15 protein-coding genes are annotated in these 18,028 nt (G+C 56.5%); 10 read left to right on the forward strand and 5 right to left on the reverse strand.

Going from position 1 to position 18,028, the window contains the following annotated elements:
• The first annotated feature begins 60 nt into the window (after positions 1-60).
• Complete coding sequence (locus AC2FLZ_RS13165; protein ID WP_480472418.1) at positions 61-2,148, forward strand: dipeptide ABC transporter ATP-binding protein; 2,088 nt, start codon at positions 61-63, stop codon at positions 2,146-2,148.
• A gap of 111 nt (positions 2,149-2,259) precedes the next feature.
• Here the strand turns inward: AC2FLZ_RS13165 and AC2FLZ_RS13170 are convergent, their stop codons facing one another.
• From AC2FLZ_RS13170 to AC2FLZ_RS13180, 3 genes are all read right to left on the reverse strand, one after another.
• Positions 2,260-3,246: an MBL fold metallo-hydrolase gene (locus AC2FLZ_RS13170; protein WP_480516796.1), complete on the reverse strand. Its 987-nt coding sequence runs from the start codon at positions 3,244-3,246 to the stop codon at positions 2,260-2,262.
• A gap of 130 nt (positions 3,247-3,376) precedes the next feature.
• The gene (locus AC2FLZ_RS13175) at positions 3,377-4,339 is read right to left on the reverse strand and encodes a LuxR C-terminal-related transcriptional regulator (RefSeq protein WP_480516794.1); all 963 of its coding nucleotides are present in this window, start codon (positions 4,337-4,339) and stop codon (positions 3,377-3,379) included.
• Positions 4,340-4,435: 96 nt separating this feature from the next.
• Entirely contained in the window at positions 4,436-5,014 is a 579-nt protein-coding gene (locus tag AC2FLZ_RS13180; RefSeq protein WP_496882255.1) for a lytic transglycosylase domain-containing protein, read from the reverse strand.
• A gap of 201 nt (positions 5,015-5,215) precedes the next feature.
• Between AC2FLZ_RS13180 and ssb the strand changes: the two genes are divergently transcribed.
• Together ssb and AC2FLZ_RS13190 are read left to right on the forward strand one after the other, a co-directional pair.
• Entirely contained in the window at positions 5,216-5,704 is a 489-nt protein-coding gene (ssb, locus tag AC2FLZ_RS13185; RefSeq protein ID WP_480472412.1) for a single-stranded DNA-binding protein, read from the forward strand.
• 18 nt (positions 5,705-5,722) lie between these two features.
• Positions 5,723-6,793: a site-2 protease family protein gene (locus AC2FLZ_RS13190; protein ID WP_480516792.1), complete on the forward strand. Its 1,071-nt coding sequence runs from the start codon at positions 5,723-5,725 to the stop codon at positions 6,791-6,793.
• An 8-nt stretch (positions 6,794-6,801) separates the two neighbouring features.
• Here the strand turns inward: AC2FLZ_RS13190 and aroB are convergent, their stop codons facing one another.
• Complete coding sequence (aroB, locus tag AC2FLZ_RS13195) at positions 6,802-7,914, reverse strand: 3-dehydroquinate synthase (RefSeq protein WP_480472408.1); 1,113 nt, start codon at positions 7,912-7,914, stop codon at positions 6,802-6,804.
• Positions 7,914-8,501, reverse strand: coding sequence for a shikimate kinase (locus AC2FLZ_RS13200; protein WP_480472406.1), 588 nt, complete (start codon positions 8,499-8,501; stop codon positions 7,914-7,916). Before AC2FLZ_RS13200 ends, aroB begins: the two co-directional genes overlap by 1 nt.
• 79 nt (positions 8,502-8,580) lie before the next feature.
• Between AC2FLZ_RS13200 and AC2FLZ_RS13205 the strand changes: the two genes are divergently transcribed.
• The 7 genes from AC2FLZ_RS13205 to AC2FLZ_RS13235 all read left to right on the forward strand — a co-directional run bounded on the left by AC2FLZ_RS13205 (position 8,581) and on the right by AC2FLZ_RS13235 (position 17,901).
• The gene (locus AC2FLZ_RS13205; protein WP_480472404.1) at positions 8,581-8,730 is read left to right on the forward strand and encodes a hypothetical protein; all 150 of its coding nucleotides are present in this window, start codon (positions 8,581-8,583) and stop codon (positions 8,728-8,730) included.
• Positions 8,720-10,240 carry a hypothetical protein gene (locus tag AC2FLZ_RS13210; protein ID WP_496808565.1) on the forward strand — a complete coding sequence of 507 codons (1,521 nt, stop codon included), beginning with the start codon at positions 8,720-8,722 and terminating at the stop codon, positions 10,238-10,240. The genes AC2FLZ_RS13205 and AC2FLZ_RS13210 overlap by 11 nt, the downstream gene beginning before the upstream one ends.
• Positions 10,241-10,242: 2 nt before the next feature.
• Positions 10,243-11,199, forward strand: a complete 957-nt coding sequence (locus AC2FLZ_RS13215) for a site-specific tyrosine recombinase XerD (RefSeq protein WP_496882256.1) — start codon at positions 10,243-10,245, stop codon at positions 11,197-11,199.
• An 81-nt stretch (positions 11,200-11,280) separates the two neighbouring features.
• The gene (locus tag AC2FLZ_RS13220) at positions 11,281-12,570 is read left to right on the forward strand and encodes an HlyC/CorC family transporter (protein ID WP_496882257.1); all 1,290 of its coding nucleotides are present in this window, start codon (positions 11,281-11,283) and stop codon (positions 12,568-12,570) included.
• Between the two features lie 96 nt (positions 12,571-12,666).
• Positions 12,667-15,084, forward strand: coding sequence for a GcvT family protein (locus tag AC2FLZ_RS13225; protein WP_496882258.1), 2,418 nt, complete (start codon positions 12,667-12,669; stop codon positions 15,082-15,084).
• 31 nt (positions 15,085-15,115) lie between these two features.
• The gene (locus AC2FLZ_RS13230) at positions 15,116-15,715 is read left to right on the forward strand and encodes a nucleotidyltransferase family protein (RefSeq protein WP_496882259.1); all 600 of its coding nucleotides are present in this window, start codon (positions 15,116-15,118) and stop codon (positions 15,713-15,715) included.
• A gap of 749 nt (positions 15,716-16,464) precedes the next feature.
• Entirely contained in the window at positions 16,465-17,901 is a 1,437-nt protein-coding gene (locus tag AC2FLZ_RS13235; RefSeq protein ID WP_480516778.1) for a DegQ family serine endoprotease, read from the forward strand.
• Positions 17,902-18,028: the final 127 nt, after the last annotated feature.

Genomic DNA, 18,028 nt, shown 5'->3' on the forward strand with positions numbered 1-18,028 from the left:
CCCCCGAGATATTTTTAGCCAGATGAATGGGATCCCCTCGATCTGGTGAGGAGATACAAGATGAGCAAGATGGCGGATTATGACGGCCCGATCCTTGAGATCGACAAGCTGTCGATTTCCTTCTTTACCCGCCTGCGGGAAATTCCGGCTGTGATGGATTTCTCAGTCAGCGTCCAACCCGGTGAAGCTGTTGGTCTGGTCGGTGAATCTGGTTGCGGTAAATCCACGGTGGCGCTGGGCGTCATGCAGGACCTTGGTAAAAACGGTCGCATCGTTGGCGGTACGATCAAGTTCAAGGGTCGTGATCTGGCGGAAATGAGTTCAGATGAATTGCGCGACATACGCGGCAATGAGATCGCGATGATCTATCAGGAGCCGATGGCCTCGCTGAACCCGGCGATGAAGATCGGCAAGCAGCTGATGGAAGTGCCCATGATTCACGAGGGCGTCAGCGCAGAAGAAGCGTATTCGCGCGCTCTGGAAGTTGTCACCGATGTGCGCCTGCCGGACCCCGAGCGAATGCTCAACTCGTTCCCGCACCAGCTGTCAGGCGGTCAACAGCAGCGCATCGTGATCGCGATGGCCTTGATGTCGAAACCGGCGCTGCTGATCCTTGACGAACCAACAACGGCACTTGACGTGACGGTTGAGGCTGCCGTGGTCGAGCTGGTGAAGGATCTGGGCAAGAAATACGGCACCTCGATGCTGTTCATTTCGCACAACCTCGGTCTGGTTCTGGAAACCTGTGACCGGCTTTGCGTGATGTATTCAGGTGAGGCGGTCGAGCGCGGCTCGATCAAGGATGTGTTTGATGAGATGCAGCATCCTTATACGCAGGCCCTGTTCCGGTCGATCCCGCTGCCGGGGGCCGACAAGAATTCGCGCCCGCTGGTGGCTATACCGGGGAACTTTCCTCTACCCCATGAGCGGCCCCCTGGTTGTAATTTCGGCCCGCGCTGCGACTATTTCGAAGAGGGTCGCTGTGACGCCAAGGACATACTGATGGAGGCGGTTCCCGGAAATGACCGGCACCATACCCGTTGCCTGAAATTCAAAGAGATCGACTGGAACGCACCGATCACGGTGGGTGAACAGAAAGAGAAAGGTGAGATCGGCAGGGTCGTTCTGAAGATGGACAACCTCAAAAAATACTATGAGGTTGCGGCAAACGCCCTGTTCGGCGGTGGCGAAAAGAAGGTTGTGAAAGCAAACGAAACGCTCAGTTTCGAGGCGCATGAATCCGAGACGTTGGCCATTGTGGGCGAATCCGGTTGCGGCAAATCCACGTTCGCCAAAGTTTTGATGGGTCTTGAGACGGCCACGGACGGGCAGATCCTTCTGGACAACCGCAATATCGAACAAGTGCCCATAGAAGAGCGTGACGCAAAGACCGTTGGTGAAGTTCAGATGGTGTTTCAGAACCCGTTCGACACGCTGAACCCGTCGATGACCGTCGGGCGCCAGATCATCCGGGCATTGGAGATCTTCGGTGTTGGTAATTCCGAGGCCGATCGCAAGAAGCGGATGCTGGAACTGCTGGATCTGGTGAAACTTCCGCGCGCCTTTGCAGACAGGATGCCGCGTCAGCTGTCAGGTGGCCAGAAGCAACGCGTTGGTATCGCGCGCGCCTTTGCTGGTGATGCGCGCATCGTGGTGGCCGACGAGCCCGTATCAGCGCTGGACGTTTCCGTGCAAGCTGCGGTGACCGACCTGCTGATGGAAATTCAGCGCGTGCACAAAACCACGTTGCTGTTCATCAGCCATGACCTTTCCATCGTGCGATACCTCAGCGACCGGGTAATGGTGATGTATCTGGGCCACGTGGTCGAGCTGGGCACAACTGACCAGGTTTTTGCACCCCCCTACCACCCTTATACCGAAGCGCTGCTGAGTGCTGTTCCCATCGCCGATACATCGGTCGAAAAGCAGCACATCGTACTGGAGGGTGATATCCCTTCGGCCATGAACCCGCCACCGGGATGCCCGTTCCAGACACGGTGTCGCTGGAAGTCCGAAGTGCCTGACGGTCGCTGTGAGTCGCATGTACCGCCAGTGCAGACATTGGCCGAGGGTCATCAGGTAAAGTGCCACTTGTCCGAAGAGGTGCTGGCACGGATGCAACCCGTGATCAAAGTCGCGGCTGAATAGGTTTGCGGATCTTTACTGGAAAGGGCCGGTCGTTGACCGGCCCTTTCTGTGAGCGCCGCGTGTCACGAGGAGACCGGCGACGCTTGTGAGTGGTGGTTCCCTACAAGACTCTCAGCCGGTCATGACGTTGTTGCCGAAATGCATGAACTCCTGATCCATGCCTGAAATCTCTCCGGCCTCCAGTTTCAGGCTGGCACTGTCAAGCATCTGATAGCTTTTCTGCCCCTTTACCCACTCGTCCGCAGATTGCAGCGTGGTCAGCGTGTAAGACGTGACTTCATTCAGGTAATGGGTTGGGATAATGATCTTGGGCTTTAGCTTGGCCACGATGTCATTACCCTGATCGAAACTCAGGATATGTTGCGACCCGTCTACCGGCAGGGTCAGAACATCGACCTGTCCGACGGCGTCCCAAAACTCCTGCGGTGGGTTATGGCGATTGTCACCCCAGATCAGCGTACGAATGCCGCCTGTTTCCACCAGATAGACCACCATATCCATATGACCCACATTGTTCGGTGGGCAGGCATCGACCCCAAACTCGGCCAGTGCATTGGTCCAGTTGTACCACCCCGGCGCCACGCAGGCATGTTTATCAGCAAAACCAGTGATCTTGATATCGGCGAACTCGAAATTGCCCACCATCCTGTCCAGAACCATGGTCGAGCTTGGGCGTTCGATCGCGTCGTGATCAAAATGCGCGTGGGTCGACAGGGTAATGTCTACCGGAATCTGGGGGAATTCATTGCGGAACCAAAGCCCCCACGCGCCCGACGGGTCATCACGCCAGGGGTCAAGCAGGACCGTTGCGCCGTTGGGCGAAGTGATCTTGATGGCGCAATGGCCATAATAATCGATACCGACAACTCCGGCACTGGCCTGACCCGTCGATCCCTGCAGGTCAATCACATGGTTATTGTTCCCTGGCTGCAACCAGGCTTGCGATTGCGCTTCGGCCGGTTTCGCCCCCAGCACTGAAGCGGTCGCGCCAACACCGGCAGCACCTGCCGCCATGAAAAATGACCGCCGAGACAAACCCGGTGCCAGATGATCCCTGTCCCCTTTCAGGATGGTCGGCTTCAGATCCTTGCGATCCATATCTATGTACCTCTCTGTTGGACGTGCGCCTTTTTTCCGCACCTCATCCCAAAAGGTAACAAGCTAAAGCACATCGGCTCAGACCGAAAAAATAGGGGTGGAATATGGGGGCAATCCCCATATTCGACATTCACGAAATCGAGAGCAAGTGACTGCGCAGGTTTTTATCCCGGCCCTCAAGTCCAAGTTTTCGGCGAATGTTGTTGCGGTGAAAATCGATTGTCGACGTCTCTCGGGACAGGGCCTTGGCTATGTCCTTCGTGGTTCTCCCAAACATGACCATCTGAGCAATTTCCATTTCTGTCGGGGTCATTGCCGCAAAGGCATCCGTCAACTTGTCAGACAGCGAAGACGTGATCTCGTTCAGGTTCTTCTCGGCCAGCTCAAGATAGACAAACTGCGCCTCATCCCCTGAAAGCTGCGCCCGAACCTTTTCAAGATACGGCAAAACTCTGCTGCGAACCTGCTCGACGATTTCGTGATCCCGGTTCTTGCGGTCATCGTCGAGACTTGAGAGCAATACGCGCAACGCTGTGTTCGTCTCCTGCAGCTCTCGGGTTCGATCCGAAACACGCGTTTCAAGCTGGGCAAGTGTTTCGTTCAGTTTCTCTTCCAACGCGCGTCTCAGATAAACCTCTTGCAACAAAGCCAAATCCGACTCGACCATGCGCGCGAACTGCGCCAACCCCTCACGGAATAACAAGGCCCGCCGGTTCTGTTTACGGTCCAGAACACAGATTGTGCCGAACACCGATCCATCGGGCCATTTCAGCGGTAAGCCGATGTAAAAGGTCATTCCGTGTTCCAGGTCGTCGTTGTCCGCCCAAACCGGATCACATTTGGCGTCTTCGACCACCAACTCTCCGTCACGCTCCAGAACACCCTTACAGTATAGCTTGGGGTTCAACTGGAAACTCAGACCGACCGGATATGGATTCTCGGGGTGATCGGATGTGATCAAAACCGCATGATCCGGCGCGTCGGTTTTCATGATCAGGCTTGCGGGCACGTCGGCCAGTTCTGCGACCAGATCAACAAGTTGCTGCCAGTTTGCCAGCGTTTCTTTGGGAATCTGCGGATGATCAACAGGCATGAGGGGCCTCACCAGTTACTGGGCGATACCCTGTCAGGTTAGTTGGAGGCGTTGCACTGAATCAAGAATACGACACTCTGCAGCGCAGCATCAGTTTCAGCCGCCCCAGATAACCTTCACGTAGTTCTGGGTTTCCTTGTACGGCGGGATCCCACCGTGCTTTTCAACCGCATCAGGACCCGCGTTATAGGCCGCCAGCGCCAAAGGCCACGATTTGAACTTGCGGTACTGCCAAGACAGATATCTGGCACCGCCTTCGAGGTTCTGCTTGGGATCATGCGGGTTTACGCCCAAAAGCTCGGCCGTTTGTGGCATAAGCTGCGCCAATCCCAACGCACCTTTATGTGACTTCGCCTGTGGGTTCCATCCACTTTCCTGCTGCACCAGACGCAAAAAGAGATCTTCAGGGATGTTGTGAAAGCGAGCAACACGCCGTGCGATTTCCAGATATTCTCCACGATATTTTCCTGAATACCGTTTGCTGACCTGATCACGCGTTGTTTTGGGTTTCAGCCGGGCCGAGTCGCGGTACTGGGTTGCCGCACGAGAATCCAGAACCTTCGCCTGTTTCAGGAAGATATCCTTGCGGCTTTTGCTGGACAATGTTTGTGCCTGCACCGGCGCAACGGCCAATACAAGGCAGGCAACGGAAAACCCAGCAACCCAAGAACGCATCTTTGCTTATCCTGCTCGATCAAAACCAGTGGGAGTATAGGTATTCCCGCAAAAAATGAAAGCTTGGTAAATAGTACAGTAAGACTCTTATTCGACAGTGTTGTATCAACTGTTTTCAACCATGATGCAGGCCGTATAGGGTCTCACGAAACTCATTGCGTCAGATTCGGCGCATTTACGCAGAACAGAACGAGGATTTACATGGCGGGTTCAGTCAACAAGGTCATTCTGGTGGGAAATCTTGGCCGCGACCCCGAGGTCCGGTCGTTCCAGAACGGCGGCAAAGTGTGCAACCTGCGCATTGCCACCTCGGAGAACTGGAAAGACCGCAACACAGGTGAGCGGCGCGAACGGACAGAGTGGCATTCGGTTGCCATCTTCTCGGAACCGCTGGCCCGCATCGCCGAGCAATATCTGCGCAAGGGCAGCAAGGTTTATATCGAAGGCCAGCTGGAAACCCGCAAATGGCAGGATCAATCCGGTCAGGATCGGTATACGACCGAGGTTGTCCTACGCCCCTATCGCGGGGAACTGACCCTGCTGGACGGTCGTGGTGAAGGCGGTGGCGGCAGCGGCGGCGGTTATGGTGGTGGCCAGGCCGGTGGCGGTTACGATGACCCCTATGGCGGTCCTTCCAGCTCTGCGGCACCAGCCTCGGGCGGAATCGACGATGACGAGATTCCGTTCTAACCAAAGCGGAGTAACAATATGACATGGTCCTTCTCTCTCGGCCGATTGCTCGGTTCCGAACTGAGGGTCCATGTCACCTTTTTTCTGCTGCTGGCTTGGGTCGGTTTTGCCGCATTCTCGACCGGTGGCCTGCCAGCCGCGATTGAGAACCTTCTCTTTGTTCTGGCCCTGTTTGCCTGCGTTGTCGCGCATGAGTTCGGTCACGCTCTTATGGCGCGGCGCTATGGTATCAAAACCCCCGACATCACCCTTCTGCCCATCGGTGGCCTGGCCCGACTTGAGAGAATGCCGGAAAAACCGATGCAAGAGGTTCTGGTGGCGCTTGCGGGTCCGGCAGTGAATATCGCTATCTTCATAGGCCTTGCCGTGCTTGGTGCAGGGATGCCGCTTGAGACCCTCGCGCAATTGGAATCACCAAATGTGAGGATTTTGGACAAGCTGGCCTATATCAATCTGCTTTTGGCCATCTTCAACTTGATCCCGGCCTTCCCAATGGATGGAGGCCGCGTTTTTCGCGCCCTTCTGTGTTTGCGCATGAATCGCGTCAAAGCCACCCGAATTGCAGCGGTTGGTGGCCAGATTGTCGCTGTCGGGTTTGGATTTCTAGGACTGAGCTCCGGCAATCCAATTCTGGTATTGATCGCCGTATTCGTGTTCTTTGCAGCGAATGCAGAAAGCCAGGATGTCGCTTTGCGATCCGCGGTCCGCCGTGTTCTGGCTCGTGACGCGATGATCACTGAATTTCATGCCCTGTCCCCCAGCGATACGCTAAGCACAGCTGCGCAAGCCGTCATTCACACCACACAGCACGAGTTTCCGGTACTGGACCCAAATCACACTTTGCTGGGCTTTGTGACACGCGATCGCCTGTTCACCGCTCTGGCAAGCGACCAGCCCAGAACTGCGCCCGCGACCTCGATCATGGATGCTGACGTTCCCACAGTCTTGCTGACAACCGGCCTTGAGGACGTACTGGAACACCTGCACAATGGTGCGCCGGCGATTGCAGTTCTGAGCCATGGCGGTCGTATGATCGGTTACATAACCCGCGAAAACATCGGCGAGCTGATGGTCATTCAGGGTCGTTAACCCCTGCGTCACACCGGGGCGAGAGCGTCCGACAGAACCGATAAGACCGCATCCTTCGGCACATCCGAGGTCACAAAAGCCTGACCAATTCCGCGGGCCAGGATAAACCGCAGCTGGCCGTCCACGACCTTTTTGTCCTGCCCCATCAGATCCACCAGTGACTCGGCACTTGGCAATTCGCCCGGAATATCAGCCAGATCCGTTTTCATACCCATTGCCCGCAGATGCGCGCGTACCCGGCTTGGGTCTTCTTGTGAACACAGCCCAAGGCGGGACGAAAGCTCGAACGCAAGTGCACAGCCGATGGCCACGCCCTCGCCATGCAAAAGACGGTCCGAATAACCAGTGGCAGCCTCCAAGGCATGACAGAAGGTGTGTCCCAGATTCAGCAGGGCGCGGTCACCTTGTTCGGTTTCGTCCCGGGCCACGATATCGGCTTTCATCTGAACCGAGCGGGTTACCGCACGCACCCGCGCGGCCAAGTCACCCGAGGACACGCTTTGCCCGTTCGCCTCAAGCCATTCAAAGAAATCAGCATCCCCAAGCAAGCCGTATTTCACCACCTCGCCATACCCTGAAAGAAAGTCCCTCTGGGTCATGGTCTGCAACACAGATGTATCGGCCAGAACCAGCGATGGCTGATGAAAAGCGCCGATAAGGTTCTTCCCCTGAGGGGCGTTGATCCCTGTTTTCCCTCCGACGGAGCTGTCGACCTGCGCCAGCAAAGACGTGGGGATTTGCACGAACCGAACACCTCGGCGCAGGACGGCTGCGGCAAAGCCGGCAAGATCACCAATTACGCCGCCACCAAGGGCCACAACAACGTCGCTGCGTTCAACCTTTTCAGCCAACAGCCACTCAACCGCGCGTTCGAAATGAGGCCAGCTTTTGGTCGCCTCCCCGGCTGGCAAGGCCAGCGCGGACATTTCGATTCCGGCGGCTTTCAGACCCGCACGTAGTGCGTCCAGATGCAGGCCAGCTACGTTCTCATCTGTCAGGACGGCCACCTTGGGGCGCGCCAATAGCGGTGCAATCCAATCGCCTGCGCGCGCCAGAAGATCCGGACCGATCTCAACGTCATACGACCGGTCTCCAAGTTCAACGTGTACTCTTTGATGCATTATCTGATTTCCAAAACATCAGGGCGCGCCAATAAGGCGTCGACAACCCGGTCCACCATATTCTCGATCGAAGTTTCGCCATCCGAATCCACGATCAAATCTGCCTCGGCGTAAACCGGAACACGCGCCTCGTAGAGGGCTTTCAATGTCGCATAAGGATCAGCAGTGCGCAGCAGCGGGCGCGTGTCCTTGTGGCGAACTCGGTTCCACAAAACTCTCAGGTCTGCCCGCAGCCAGACAGACGCCCCGCGCAAGGTGATCATACGCCGGTTGTCGGGCTGAAGAAACGCCCCGCCACCCGTTGAAAGGATGCCTTTTTTCTCGTCCAGCAGACGGCTGATGACCTGTGTTTCCTTGGTGCGAAAAAACGGCTCCCCGTCCCGCTCAAAGATTTCGGGGATGGTCATGTTGGCGGCTGATTCGATTTCGGCATCACTATCCAGAAAGGGAACACCCAGACGCGCGGCCAAAGCGCGGCCCACGGCTGTCTTACCAGCCCCCATCATCCCCACCAGAACCACGGTTTTGTGCAGAGCAAATCGGGTCTGCGCGTCCGCTGAGTGCGTGTTATGCTTAATTTCGCTCATTTCACCGTGAATGACGTGATCTTGGGAAAAATGCCAGTTATAACTTGGTCAAAACCAAAAATTGAGGCAGCGTGACGCCATGAGCCGTCTGATCAAATTCCTGATATATGTTCTGTGCCTGGTATTTATCGGGCTGGTTGCCTATGCCTATGTCGGTCCATTCTTTGGTGTGGATTTCTCTGCGCCTCAAAGTGAAATTCGCGAGCCGGTTGTACTGGATGTCAACTAAGCAACTGCTTTTGGCAATCACACTGGCCGGGTCGGCACATGCGCAGGAACCCTTATCCGCCATCGAATGGCTGACAGACCCGCCGGAAAACCTGCCGGGAACCGTTCTGCTGGAACCACCGGTCACGCAAGATGGCGCTTTGCCAGAAATTGAAGTGACTTCGCTTGAGGCGCTGTCGCAGCCACTGGGCCTTGTTTCGTCCTCTGTCACTGGCCTGCCCGTCGACCTTTGGCAAGGCAGCGATGCGGATCGCTTGGCCGAACTGATCGCCGACGTCCACGTGCGTGACAACCCGGCGATGCAGCGATTGTTGTTCACGTTACTCTTGTCTGAAACACGCGCGCCGTCAGGGCCTCTGGCCGAAGAAACCCTTTTACTGGCGCGGCTGGATCGGTTGATGCAACTGGGTGCCGCTGATCCGGCGCAATCGCTTGTTCAACTGGCCGGACCTACTGACACGCAAGACCGTTTCAAGCGCTGGTTCGATGCGACGCTCTTGACCGGGGATGAGGATCGCAGTTGTACCGCCCTTATTGCCGAACCGCATCTTTCGCGGGACTATGCGGCTCAGATCTTCTGCAAGGCCCGCCGCGGGGATTGGGCTTCAGCCGCGCTGACCCTTGAGGCAGCGCATGCGCTTGAAATCCTTCCACCCGAGGATCTGGCAGTTCTGGACCGTTTCCTCAGCCCGGAACTGTATGAAGGCGCAGCTTACCTGCCGCAGCCTGAGAACCCTGATCCCCTGACGTTCCGTTTGTTTGAGGCAATTGGCGAACGACTTCCCTCCGCTCCGCTGCCACGGGCGTTTGCCAATGCGGATCTGCGCGATGTCGCAGGTTGGAAGGCACAGATCGAAGCAGCGGAACGGCTTACCCGCATTGGCGCATTAACCCCCAATCAGCTGCTGGGCCTTTATACTGAGCGTGACCCGGCGGCCTCAGGTGCTGTCTGGGATCGGGTGGCCGCCGTTCAGCGTTTTGAGAGCGCGTTAGACACCGGGAACGCGGAAGCGATCGGAAAGACCTTGCAGCCGGTCTGGCAACAGATGCGCGGTGTCGGGCTTGAGGTTCCGTTTGCCGAACTGTTTGCCGAGCGCTTGTCGACTGTCACATTACCGGTTGCTGCCACCGAAAACCTGCGCTGGCGTATTCTGATGCTGTCCGGGCTTTACGAACAGGCCGCCTTGTCAACACCTGACACATCGAACGAAACCCGGTTTCTTGCCGCTTTGGCACAAGGCGATCCCGAGCGCGCGGTGTCCCCGTCCCCTTTGGCTGATGCCGTCGCTCAGGGGTTCGAATGGGCAGCGCCTGTGCCAGGCGACATTGATGCGTTGCTGACCAACGGTCAGTTGGGCGAAGCCATAATTGAAGCCATGCAATTGTTTGCACATGGCGCGCGGGGCAATCTGGTGGACCTGACAGCGGCAATTGCAACATTTCGGCGCGTTGGGCTGGAAGACACCGCGCGACGTGCGGCCCTGTCCCTTTTGATCCTGCAAAAACGTTGATCATGGGCTCTCCGGCATCAGATGCACTGTGGATTTCAACGTTCTTGCAGGCGCAGGCGGCAGAGCTTGGCGCTGCGACCAATACGCTGCTGGCTTATGGGCGCGACCTGAAAGATTTTGCCGAATGGCTGGACCGCAAGAAATCCGGATTTGATCAGGCAGATCGCGACCTGATCGAAGCCTACCTGATCGACTGCGATGCACAGGGCTTGTCACGTTCGACCCGCGCGCGGCGTTTGTCTGCAATAAAGCAGCTGTACCGGTTTGCCTTCGAGGAAGGCTGGCGCGCAGCCAATCCTGCCATTCAGATCAAAGGTCCCGGCCGGCAGAAACGGCTGCCCAAGACACTGGATGTGCCCGAAGTTGATCGTTTATTGGAGGCCGCCCGAAAAACCGGGAGAACCGAAGCTGACAGGCTAAGAAACACCTGCCTGATGGAGGTTTTGTACGCCACCGGAATGCGGGTGACTGAACTTGTCTCCCTGCCAGTCTCCTCGGCCCGTGGCGATCCCCGGATGCTGCTGGTGCTGGGCAAAGGGGGGAAGGAGCGAATGGTCCCCCTGTCGCCCCCGGCCCGGGATGCGCTGGCCGCGTGGCTGACCGCGCGGGACGAGGTCGAGGATTTGGCCGTGGAAAAAGGCGCTCAACGCTCGCGCTTTCTGTTCCCATCACGCGGTAAGTCCGGTCATCTGACACGGCACAGGTTCTTTTTGCTGGTGAAAGAGCTGGCTGTACGCGGCGGTGTTTCTTCTGAAAAAGTCACACCACACACGCTGCGCCATGCATTCGCTACGCATCTGCTGGCCAATGGTGCTGATCTGAGATCGATCCAGACGTTATTGGGTCATGCAGACGTGGCGACGACCGAAATCTATACGCATGTTCTGGATGAACGTCTGGCGGAACTGGTGTTGCAACATCACCCGCTGAGCAAAGACCGCAATGAGGACAAAGGCTAAGACCTTGATCCAGCGGAGCGACGTCCCCATAACGGATGCAGTACACTAACCTATCAAGGACCAATGGAACCCTTACCTTCTATGATCGACGGCGCATTCTGGTTTACGACCGGCGCTATCCTGTTTCTGCTTATCCTGTCCGGATTTTTCTCGGGCTCGGAAACGGCGCTGACCGCCTCATCAAGGGGGAAACTGCGCGCTCAGGCCGACAAGGGATCGCGCGGGGCTAAAAAGGCGCTGGAAATCACCGACGACAACGAACGTCTGATCGGGTCGGTTCTGCTGGGCAACAACCTCGTCAACATTCTGGCTGCGTCACTGGCGACGGCGTTGTTCACACGTCTTTTTGGCGAAAGCGGCGTGGCATTGGCGACACTGGTCATGACCTTTTTGGTGCTGATCTTTGCGGAAGTTCTGCCCAAGACATACGCCATCACCAATTCCGAAAAGGCCGCTGCGGCCGTTGCGCCGATCATCAGCGTGGTCGTGACGGTGTTTTCGCCTGTCGTCGCAGCCGTGCGGTTGCTGGTGCGTGGCGTATTGCGCTTGTTCGGAGTTCAGATCGATCCTGACAGCAACATTCTGGCCGTGCGCGAAGAAATCGCAGGCGCCCTGCAACTGGGCCATTCAGAAGGTGTTGTTGAAAAAGAAGATCGCGACCGCATCCTCGGCGCGCTGGATCTGGGCGACCGCACGGTGGAAGAGATCATGCTCCACCGTTCCAACATCGAGATGATCGATGCGAACGCCCCACCCGAAGCTATCCTGAGGCAATGCCTTGAAAGCCCTCACACTCGTCTGCCTGTTTTCAGGGACGAGCAGGAGAACATTGTTGGCGTTGTTCACGCCAAGGATTTGTTCCGCGCGATGTATGCGCAGGCTGGCGGCAGTGACGGCGGCACCGACCGTCTGGCCAGCTTTGACATCGGCAAAGTCGCGAATGCCCCTTATTTCGTTCCAGAGACCACAACTCTGGATGACCAGATGCGCGAGTTTCTGCGAATGCACGCTCATTTTGCGCTGGTCGTAGACGAATATGGCTCATTGCGTGGCCTGATCACGCTTGAGGATATTCTCGAAGAAATTGTGGGCGAAATCGCCGATGAATTCGATATCGCCGAAGAGGTGCCGGTCGTGCGGACGGATGATGGCCAATTCCTTGTCGAAGGCGCGATGACCATTCGTGACGCCAATCGTGCGCTGGACTGGTCGCTACCGGATGAAGAGGCCAACACTCTTGCTGGTCTGGTCATCCACGAAGCCCAGATGATCCCGGTTGTTGGGCAAGTATTTTCGTTCCATGGCTTCCGGTTCGAGGTAACAGCACGCGAAGGCAATCGTATCACAGCCCTGAAAGTGCGGCCCTTATAGGGTTTGGACGCAAGACAAAAACGACGCGCTCTGTCGCTCGTATGACAGAATGCTTTTTCGTTGATCTGCACCGTCCTACCAGAAAAGGAGGAGCGGATGAAAAACACATGCCAGGTGGCCGTCATTGGTGGCGGCGTTGTCGGATGTTCGGTTCTTTATCACCTGACCAAGCTTGGGTGGTCGGACGTCATGTTGCTGGAACGGTCCGAACTGACCAGCGGCTCGACCTGGCATGCAGCAGGCGGGTTTCACACCCTCAACGGCGACACCAACATGGCGGCGCTACAGGGCTACACGATCAGGCTGTATAAAGAACTGGAACAGATCACCGGCATGTCCTGTGGCCTGCACCACGTGGGCGGTGTGACACTGGCCGACAATCAGGACCGGTTTGATATGCTGCTGGCCGAACGCGCCAAGCATCGGTTCATGGGGCTTGAGACAGAAATCGTCGGCCCGGAAGAAATCAAAAAGATCGCGCCCATTACGAACATCGACCGAATTATCGGTGCTCTTTACGATCCGCTGGATGGTCATTTGGACCCGTCAGGTACAACCCATGCCTATGCCAAGGCCGCGCGAATGGGCGGTGCTACGATTGAAACCCATTGCATGGTGCGTGAAACCAACCAGCGCCCCGATGGAAGCTGGGATGTCGTCACCGACAAAGGCACAATCCATGCCGAACACATTGTTAATGCGGGCGGGCTTTGGGCACGCGAAGTTGGTGCCATGGCAGGTGTCTATTTTCCCCTGCACCCGATGGAGCATCAATACCTTGTCACAGACGCGATCCCCCAGATCGAAGCGATCATTGATGCGGGTGGCGAGCATCCGCATGTCATGGATCCGGCGGGTGAAAGCTATTTAAGGCAGGAAGGGCGTGGTCTGTGCATCGGGTTCTACGAACAACCCTGCAAGCCTTGGGCAGTAGACGGCACCCCGTGGGACTTCGGGCACGAGTTGCTGCCCGATGACTATGACAAGATCACCGACAGTATCGAATTCGCCTATCGCCGCTTTCCCGTGCTGGCTGATGCCGGGATAAAATCGGTCATCCATGGGCCGTTTACCTTTGCCCCTGATGGAAACCCGCTGGTCGGTCCTGTACCTGGAATGCGCAACTACTGGTCGGCCTGTGGTGTTATGGCAGGGTTCAGCCAGGGTGGCGGCGTTGGCCTGACGCTGGCGCAGTGGATGATCGAAGGCGAGCCAGAGCGCGATGTGTTTGCCATGGATGTTGCCCGCTTCGGCGACTGGATCAGCCCAGGTTATACCCCCCCCAAAGTCATCGAGAATTATCAGAAACGCTTCAGCGTTGCCTATCCGAACGAAGAACTGCCCGCCGCACGCCCCAACCGCACAACACCAATGTATGACATCTTCAGCGATCTTGGCGCGGTTTGGGGGCAGCAATACGGCCTTGAAGTGCCAAACTATTTTGCGCAGGAAGACGAGCCGGGATTTGAAACGCCATCCTTCCGCCGCTCGAACGCGTTCGAGGCGACGGGGCGCGAAGTGCGGGCGGTGCGTGAAGCAGTAGGTATCAACGAGGTCCACAATTTCGGCAAATACCGCATCACCGGACCCAATGCTCGGAACTGGCTGGACCAGATCATGGCTGGTCGCATTCCGAAATCCGGTCGGCTGTCTTTGACCCCGATGCTGTCGCACAAGGGCAAGCTTATCGGCGATTTCACGGTTTCCTGCCTGAGTGACACTGAATTCCAGCTTACGGCGTCCTATGGCAGTCAGGCTTTCCACATGCGGTGGTTCCAGCAAACCGCTCAGGACGACGTGGGGATAGAAAACATCAGCGACCGGTTGAACGGCTTCCAGATTGCCGGCCCAAAGGCAACGCAGGTTCTGGCGGCCTGCACCCGCGACGACCTGACGGATTTCAACTTCCTCGACGTGCGTCGGATGACTGTCGGCATGACCGACTGTATCGTTCAGCGTGTCAGCTATACGGGCGATCTTGGTTATGAAATCTATTGCTACCCGTTAGCGCAGCGTCAGCTTTGGTGGACACTGTGGGAGGCCGGACAACCCCACGGAATTGTTCCGTTCGGAATGCGCGCAATGATGAGCCTGCGGCTGGACAAGTTTTTTGGCTCATGGATGCGAGAGTATTCGCCGGATTACACCGCCGCTGAAACGGGATTGGATCGGTTCATTGCATTCCGCAAAAACACCCGTTTCATCGGCCGCGATACAGCGGAATTTGAACGGGCCAACGGAACCATCCGCCAGTTGGCAGCCTTCGAGGTTGAAACAGACGATGCGGACGTCAACGCCTATGAACCGATCTGGCTGGATGGTTCGGTTGTTGGGTTCTGTACCTCCGGCGGCTACTCTCATTTTGCGCAGAAATCTGTCGCCATGGGCTTTCTGCCGTCCGGGCGCATAGAAGATGGTCTGGAGGTTGAAATCGAGATTCTGGGGCAGATGCGCAAAGCGAAGGTTATCTCGACACCTTTGTTTGACCCAGATGGCACACGCATGAGGGGATGACAGCACACATGACTGACAGCAGTGTGGCGCAATGACCGAAATCCCCATCATCCTGCTTGCTGCCGGTCATTCCAGCCGTATGGGCGGGCTGGACAAGCTTATGCAGCAAATTGATGGCATTCCACTGCTGACCCGTACGGCGACCCTAGCGCGTGGCGTGGCACCTGTCCTTGTCGCCCTGCCACCGCGCCCGCATCCAAGATACGATGCTCTTGCAGGAATGGACGTACAGACCGTTCCCGTACCGGACGCGGCCGAGGGAATGAATGCCAGTTTGCGCACCGCCATAAAACACCTTCCTGTTGATGCACCCGCGGTCATGGTTTTGCTGGCCGACTTACCCGACCTGACCCAGACCGATCTGAGAACGATCTTGAAAGCACGCCAGTTGCATCCCGAAAATGTAATCTGGCGCGGAACAACCACAGATGGAAAGCCCGGGCACCCGGTGATCTTCGATCGGACGCTTTTCAGTAAGCTTTCGGCATTACACGGCGATCACGGCGCGCAGACGGTGGTCCGGTCACAACAAGGTGGCGTATTCCTGCAACCCCTGCCCGGTCAAAACGCGGTTTTGGATCTGGATACGCCGGAAGATTGGGCAGCTTGGTGCAAGAAACGCACCGTTTAAATAAACACGGCCCGGTCGATATCGACCGGGCCGGTGCCCAATACAGGACTACCACTTTCCACAATTCCAAAAGTTTGACCAATAGGTCTTAAAGACACTCTGGTTCCCTAGCCGCTAAACCTAAACAAGACCCCCTCGTTAACACGCCGCTAAAACTTCCGGTAACTGAGTTAGCCGCCAGCGCCCCCTAGCGCTTTTGGCTTCCCCTCACTTGGGCAATTTCATCCTCACTTATCCGATCCTTAGAAACAACGTAAAATTGGAAGAATAGGTTAATTTCGCGTGCCTCGATTTGGCTTTTAGGCAACATAGCACCAAGGCTTGCTCAACCTATAGGCGATCCAAGTCCGGTGCACGTATCATCGATTCGGGATTAAGCGCAAACTTATGCACCCATTCAGCTGCCTATCGGCAAAGTTACAGCGTCAAGCCCGAAGTTTCCCGGACTCGCCCACAACCATTGGAAGAGCAGCATTTTTCCCCACTGTTCAGTGAAAGCATTGTCAACAAAACAATGAAAATTCAACTTTTTTGAAAGTTTGACGTCTGTTTTGGCAACAATCCTCCGATTCGCCTTCGACCTCCTCGGTTAAATCAGCGAATCCTGATCAACGTCCTTCACCACAAAACACCCGCTTTGTGGCAAAATTAAGATTTATTAATTGATCAGTCAGGAAACCCCAATCCTGACAGTGCATCTCATGTCTCAACGCGCAACGGAAATTGCGTGATCAAACCAGGAGACAGAAATGAGCATCCGAAAATCTTCGCTTTTACTTCCCCGCACATCCAACTGGATGGGGGTCAGCGCATTGGGCGCAGCCATGCTGGCCACAACCGCTATACCTTCGATGGCGGATGAAGCGCTTGCCGATCTTGTCGAAACCGTTTCCCCTTCGGTTGTAACCATCATTGCCGAGCAAAAGACCGCCCCAAGCCCCACACAGGGTCAGAATTTTGACTTTGACGGTCACCCGTTTGGGGAATTCTTCAAACGATTTGGTGGGCCTGAAGGGTTCAACATGCCTCAACGCGGTCCGGCACAAGGGCTCGGGTCAGGGTTTGTACTGGATGAAGCCGGTTATATCGTCACCAATCACCATGTGGTGGACAATGCCGCGACTGTAACCGTTCGCCTAAGTGATGACCGGACATTTGAGGCCGAGGTGGTTGGCACCGACCCGCTGACAGACATTGCAGTCTTGAAGATCGATGCAGTCCCGGGCCTGCAAGCCGTCGAACTGGGTGACAGCGATGCAATCCGTGTTGGCGAAGATGTCGTAGCGATCGGCAACCCGTTTGGTTTGAGCTCCACGGTCACTACCGGCATTGTATCGGCTAAAGGTCGCAATATCTCGGACGGGCCATATGCCGAGTTCATTCAAACGGACGCAGCTATCAACAAGGGCAACTCTGGTGGCCCGCTTTTCAACATGGACGGCGAAGTGATTGGTGTAAACTCGGCCATTTATTCCCCCAGTGGCGGATCTGTCGGGCTGGGATTTGCCGTAACCTCGAACATCGTTGAACATATTGCAGCCGATCTACAGGATGACGGGCAGGTCAGCCGTGGGTGGCTGGGTGTTTCGATCCAGAATATCAGCCCGCAGCTTGCGGCGGCGCTGGGTATTGATGCCTCCTCGGGTGCACTGGTGGCAGATGTTGTCGCCGACAGCCCTGCAGATGGCGTCCTGGAACAAGGCGATGTTATCCTGTCTTTCAATGGCGAAGCCGTAGACTCCAGTGGTGACCTGCCTATTCTGGTGGGCACAACCAAGGTCGGCACCGCCAGTAATTTGACCATTCTGCGCGATGGCAAACAGGAAACGGTCACTTTGACCGTTGGCCAGCATCAGGCAGCGGCGGCTCAGTCCGACAGCCCTGTCGAATCTGATGCAGCAGGCACGTCGCTTGGTGTCACAGTGGCCCCGCTGACCGAAACGGTGCGGGCTGAAGCGGGTATTGCTAAAACCGTCGAAGGTGTGGTCGTCACAGACTTGCAACCGGACAGCCCTGCGGCCCGGGCGGGTCTGCAACGAGGTGACGTGATCGTCAAACTGGGCAACCAGGACACGTTCACACCCGAAGCGCTGAAGGCCGCACTGGACAGCGAAAAGACAGACCCGGCACTGGTATTGATCAATCGGGCCGGCAGCCAGATTTTCGTTGCTGTCGAACTGGTCTGACTAACACCATGCGCGCGCCGCTTGATGGGGAGATCCGGCGCGTGCCTCACCCGGCGGACCTGAGTTGTCCGCTGTCCGTCGGGCTTGCCGGGTGCGTGCCCAGCACCCGGCAAGATCGTCAGCAAAC

The sequence above is a fragment of the Ruegeria sp. YKSF131 genome, assembly GCF_059612645.1.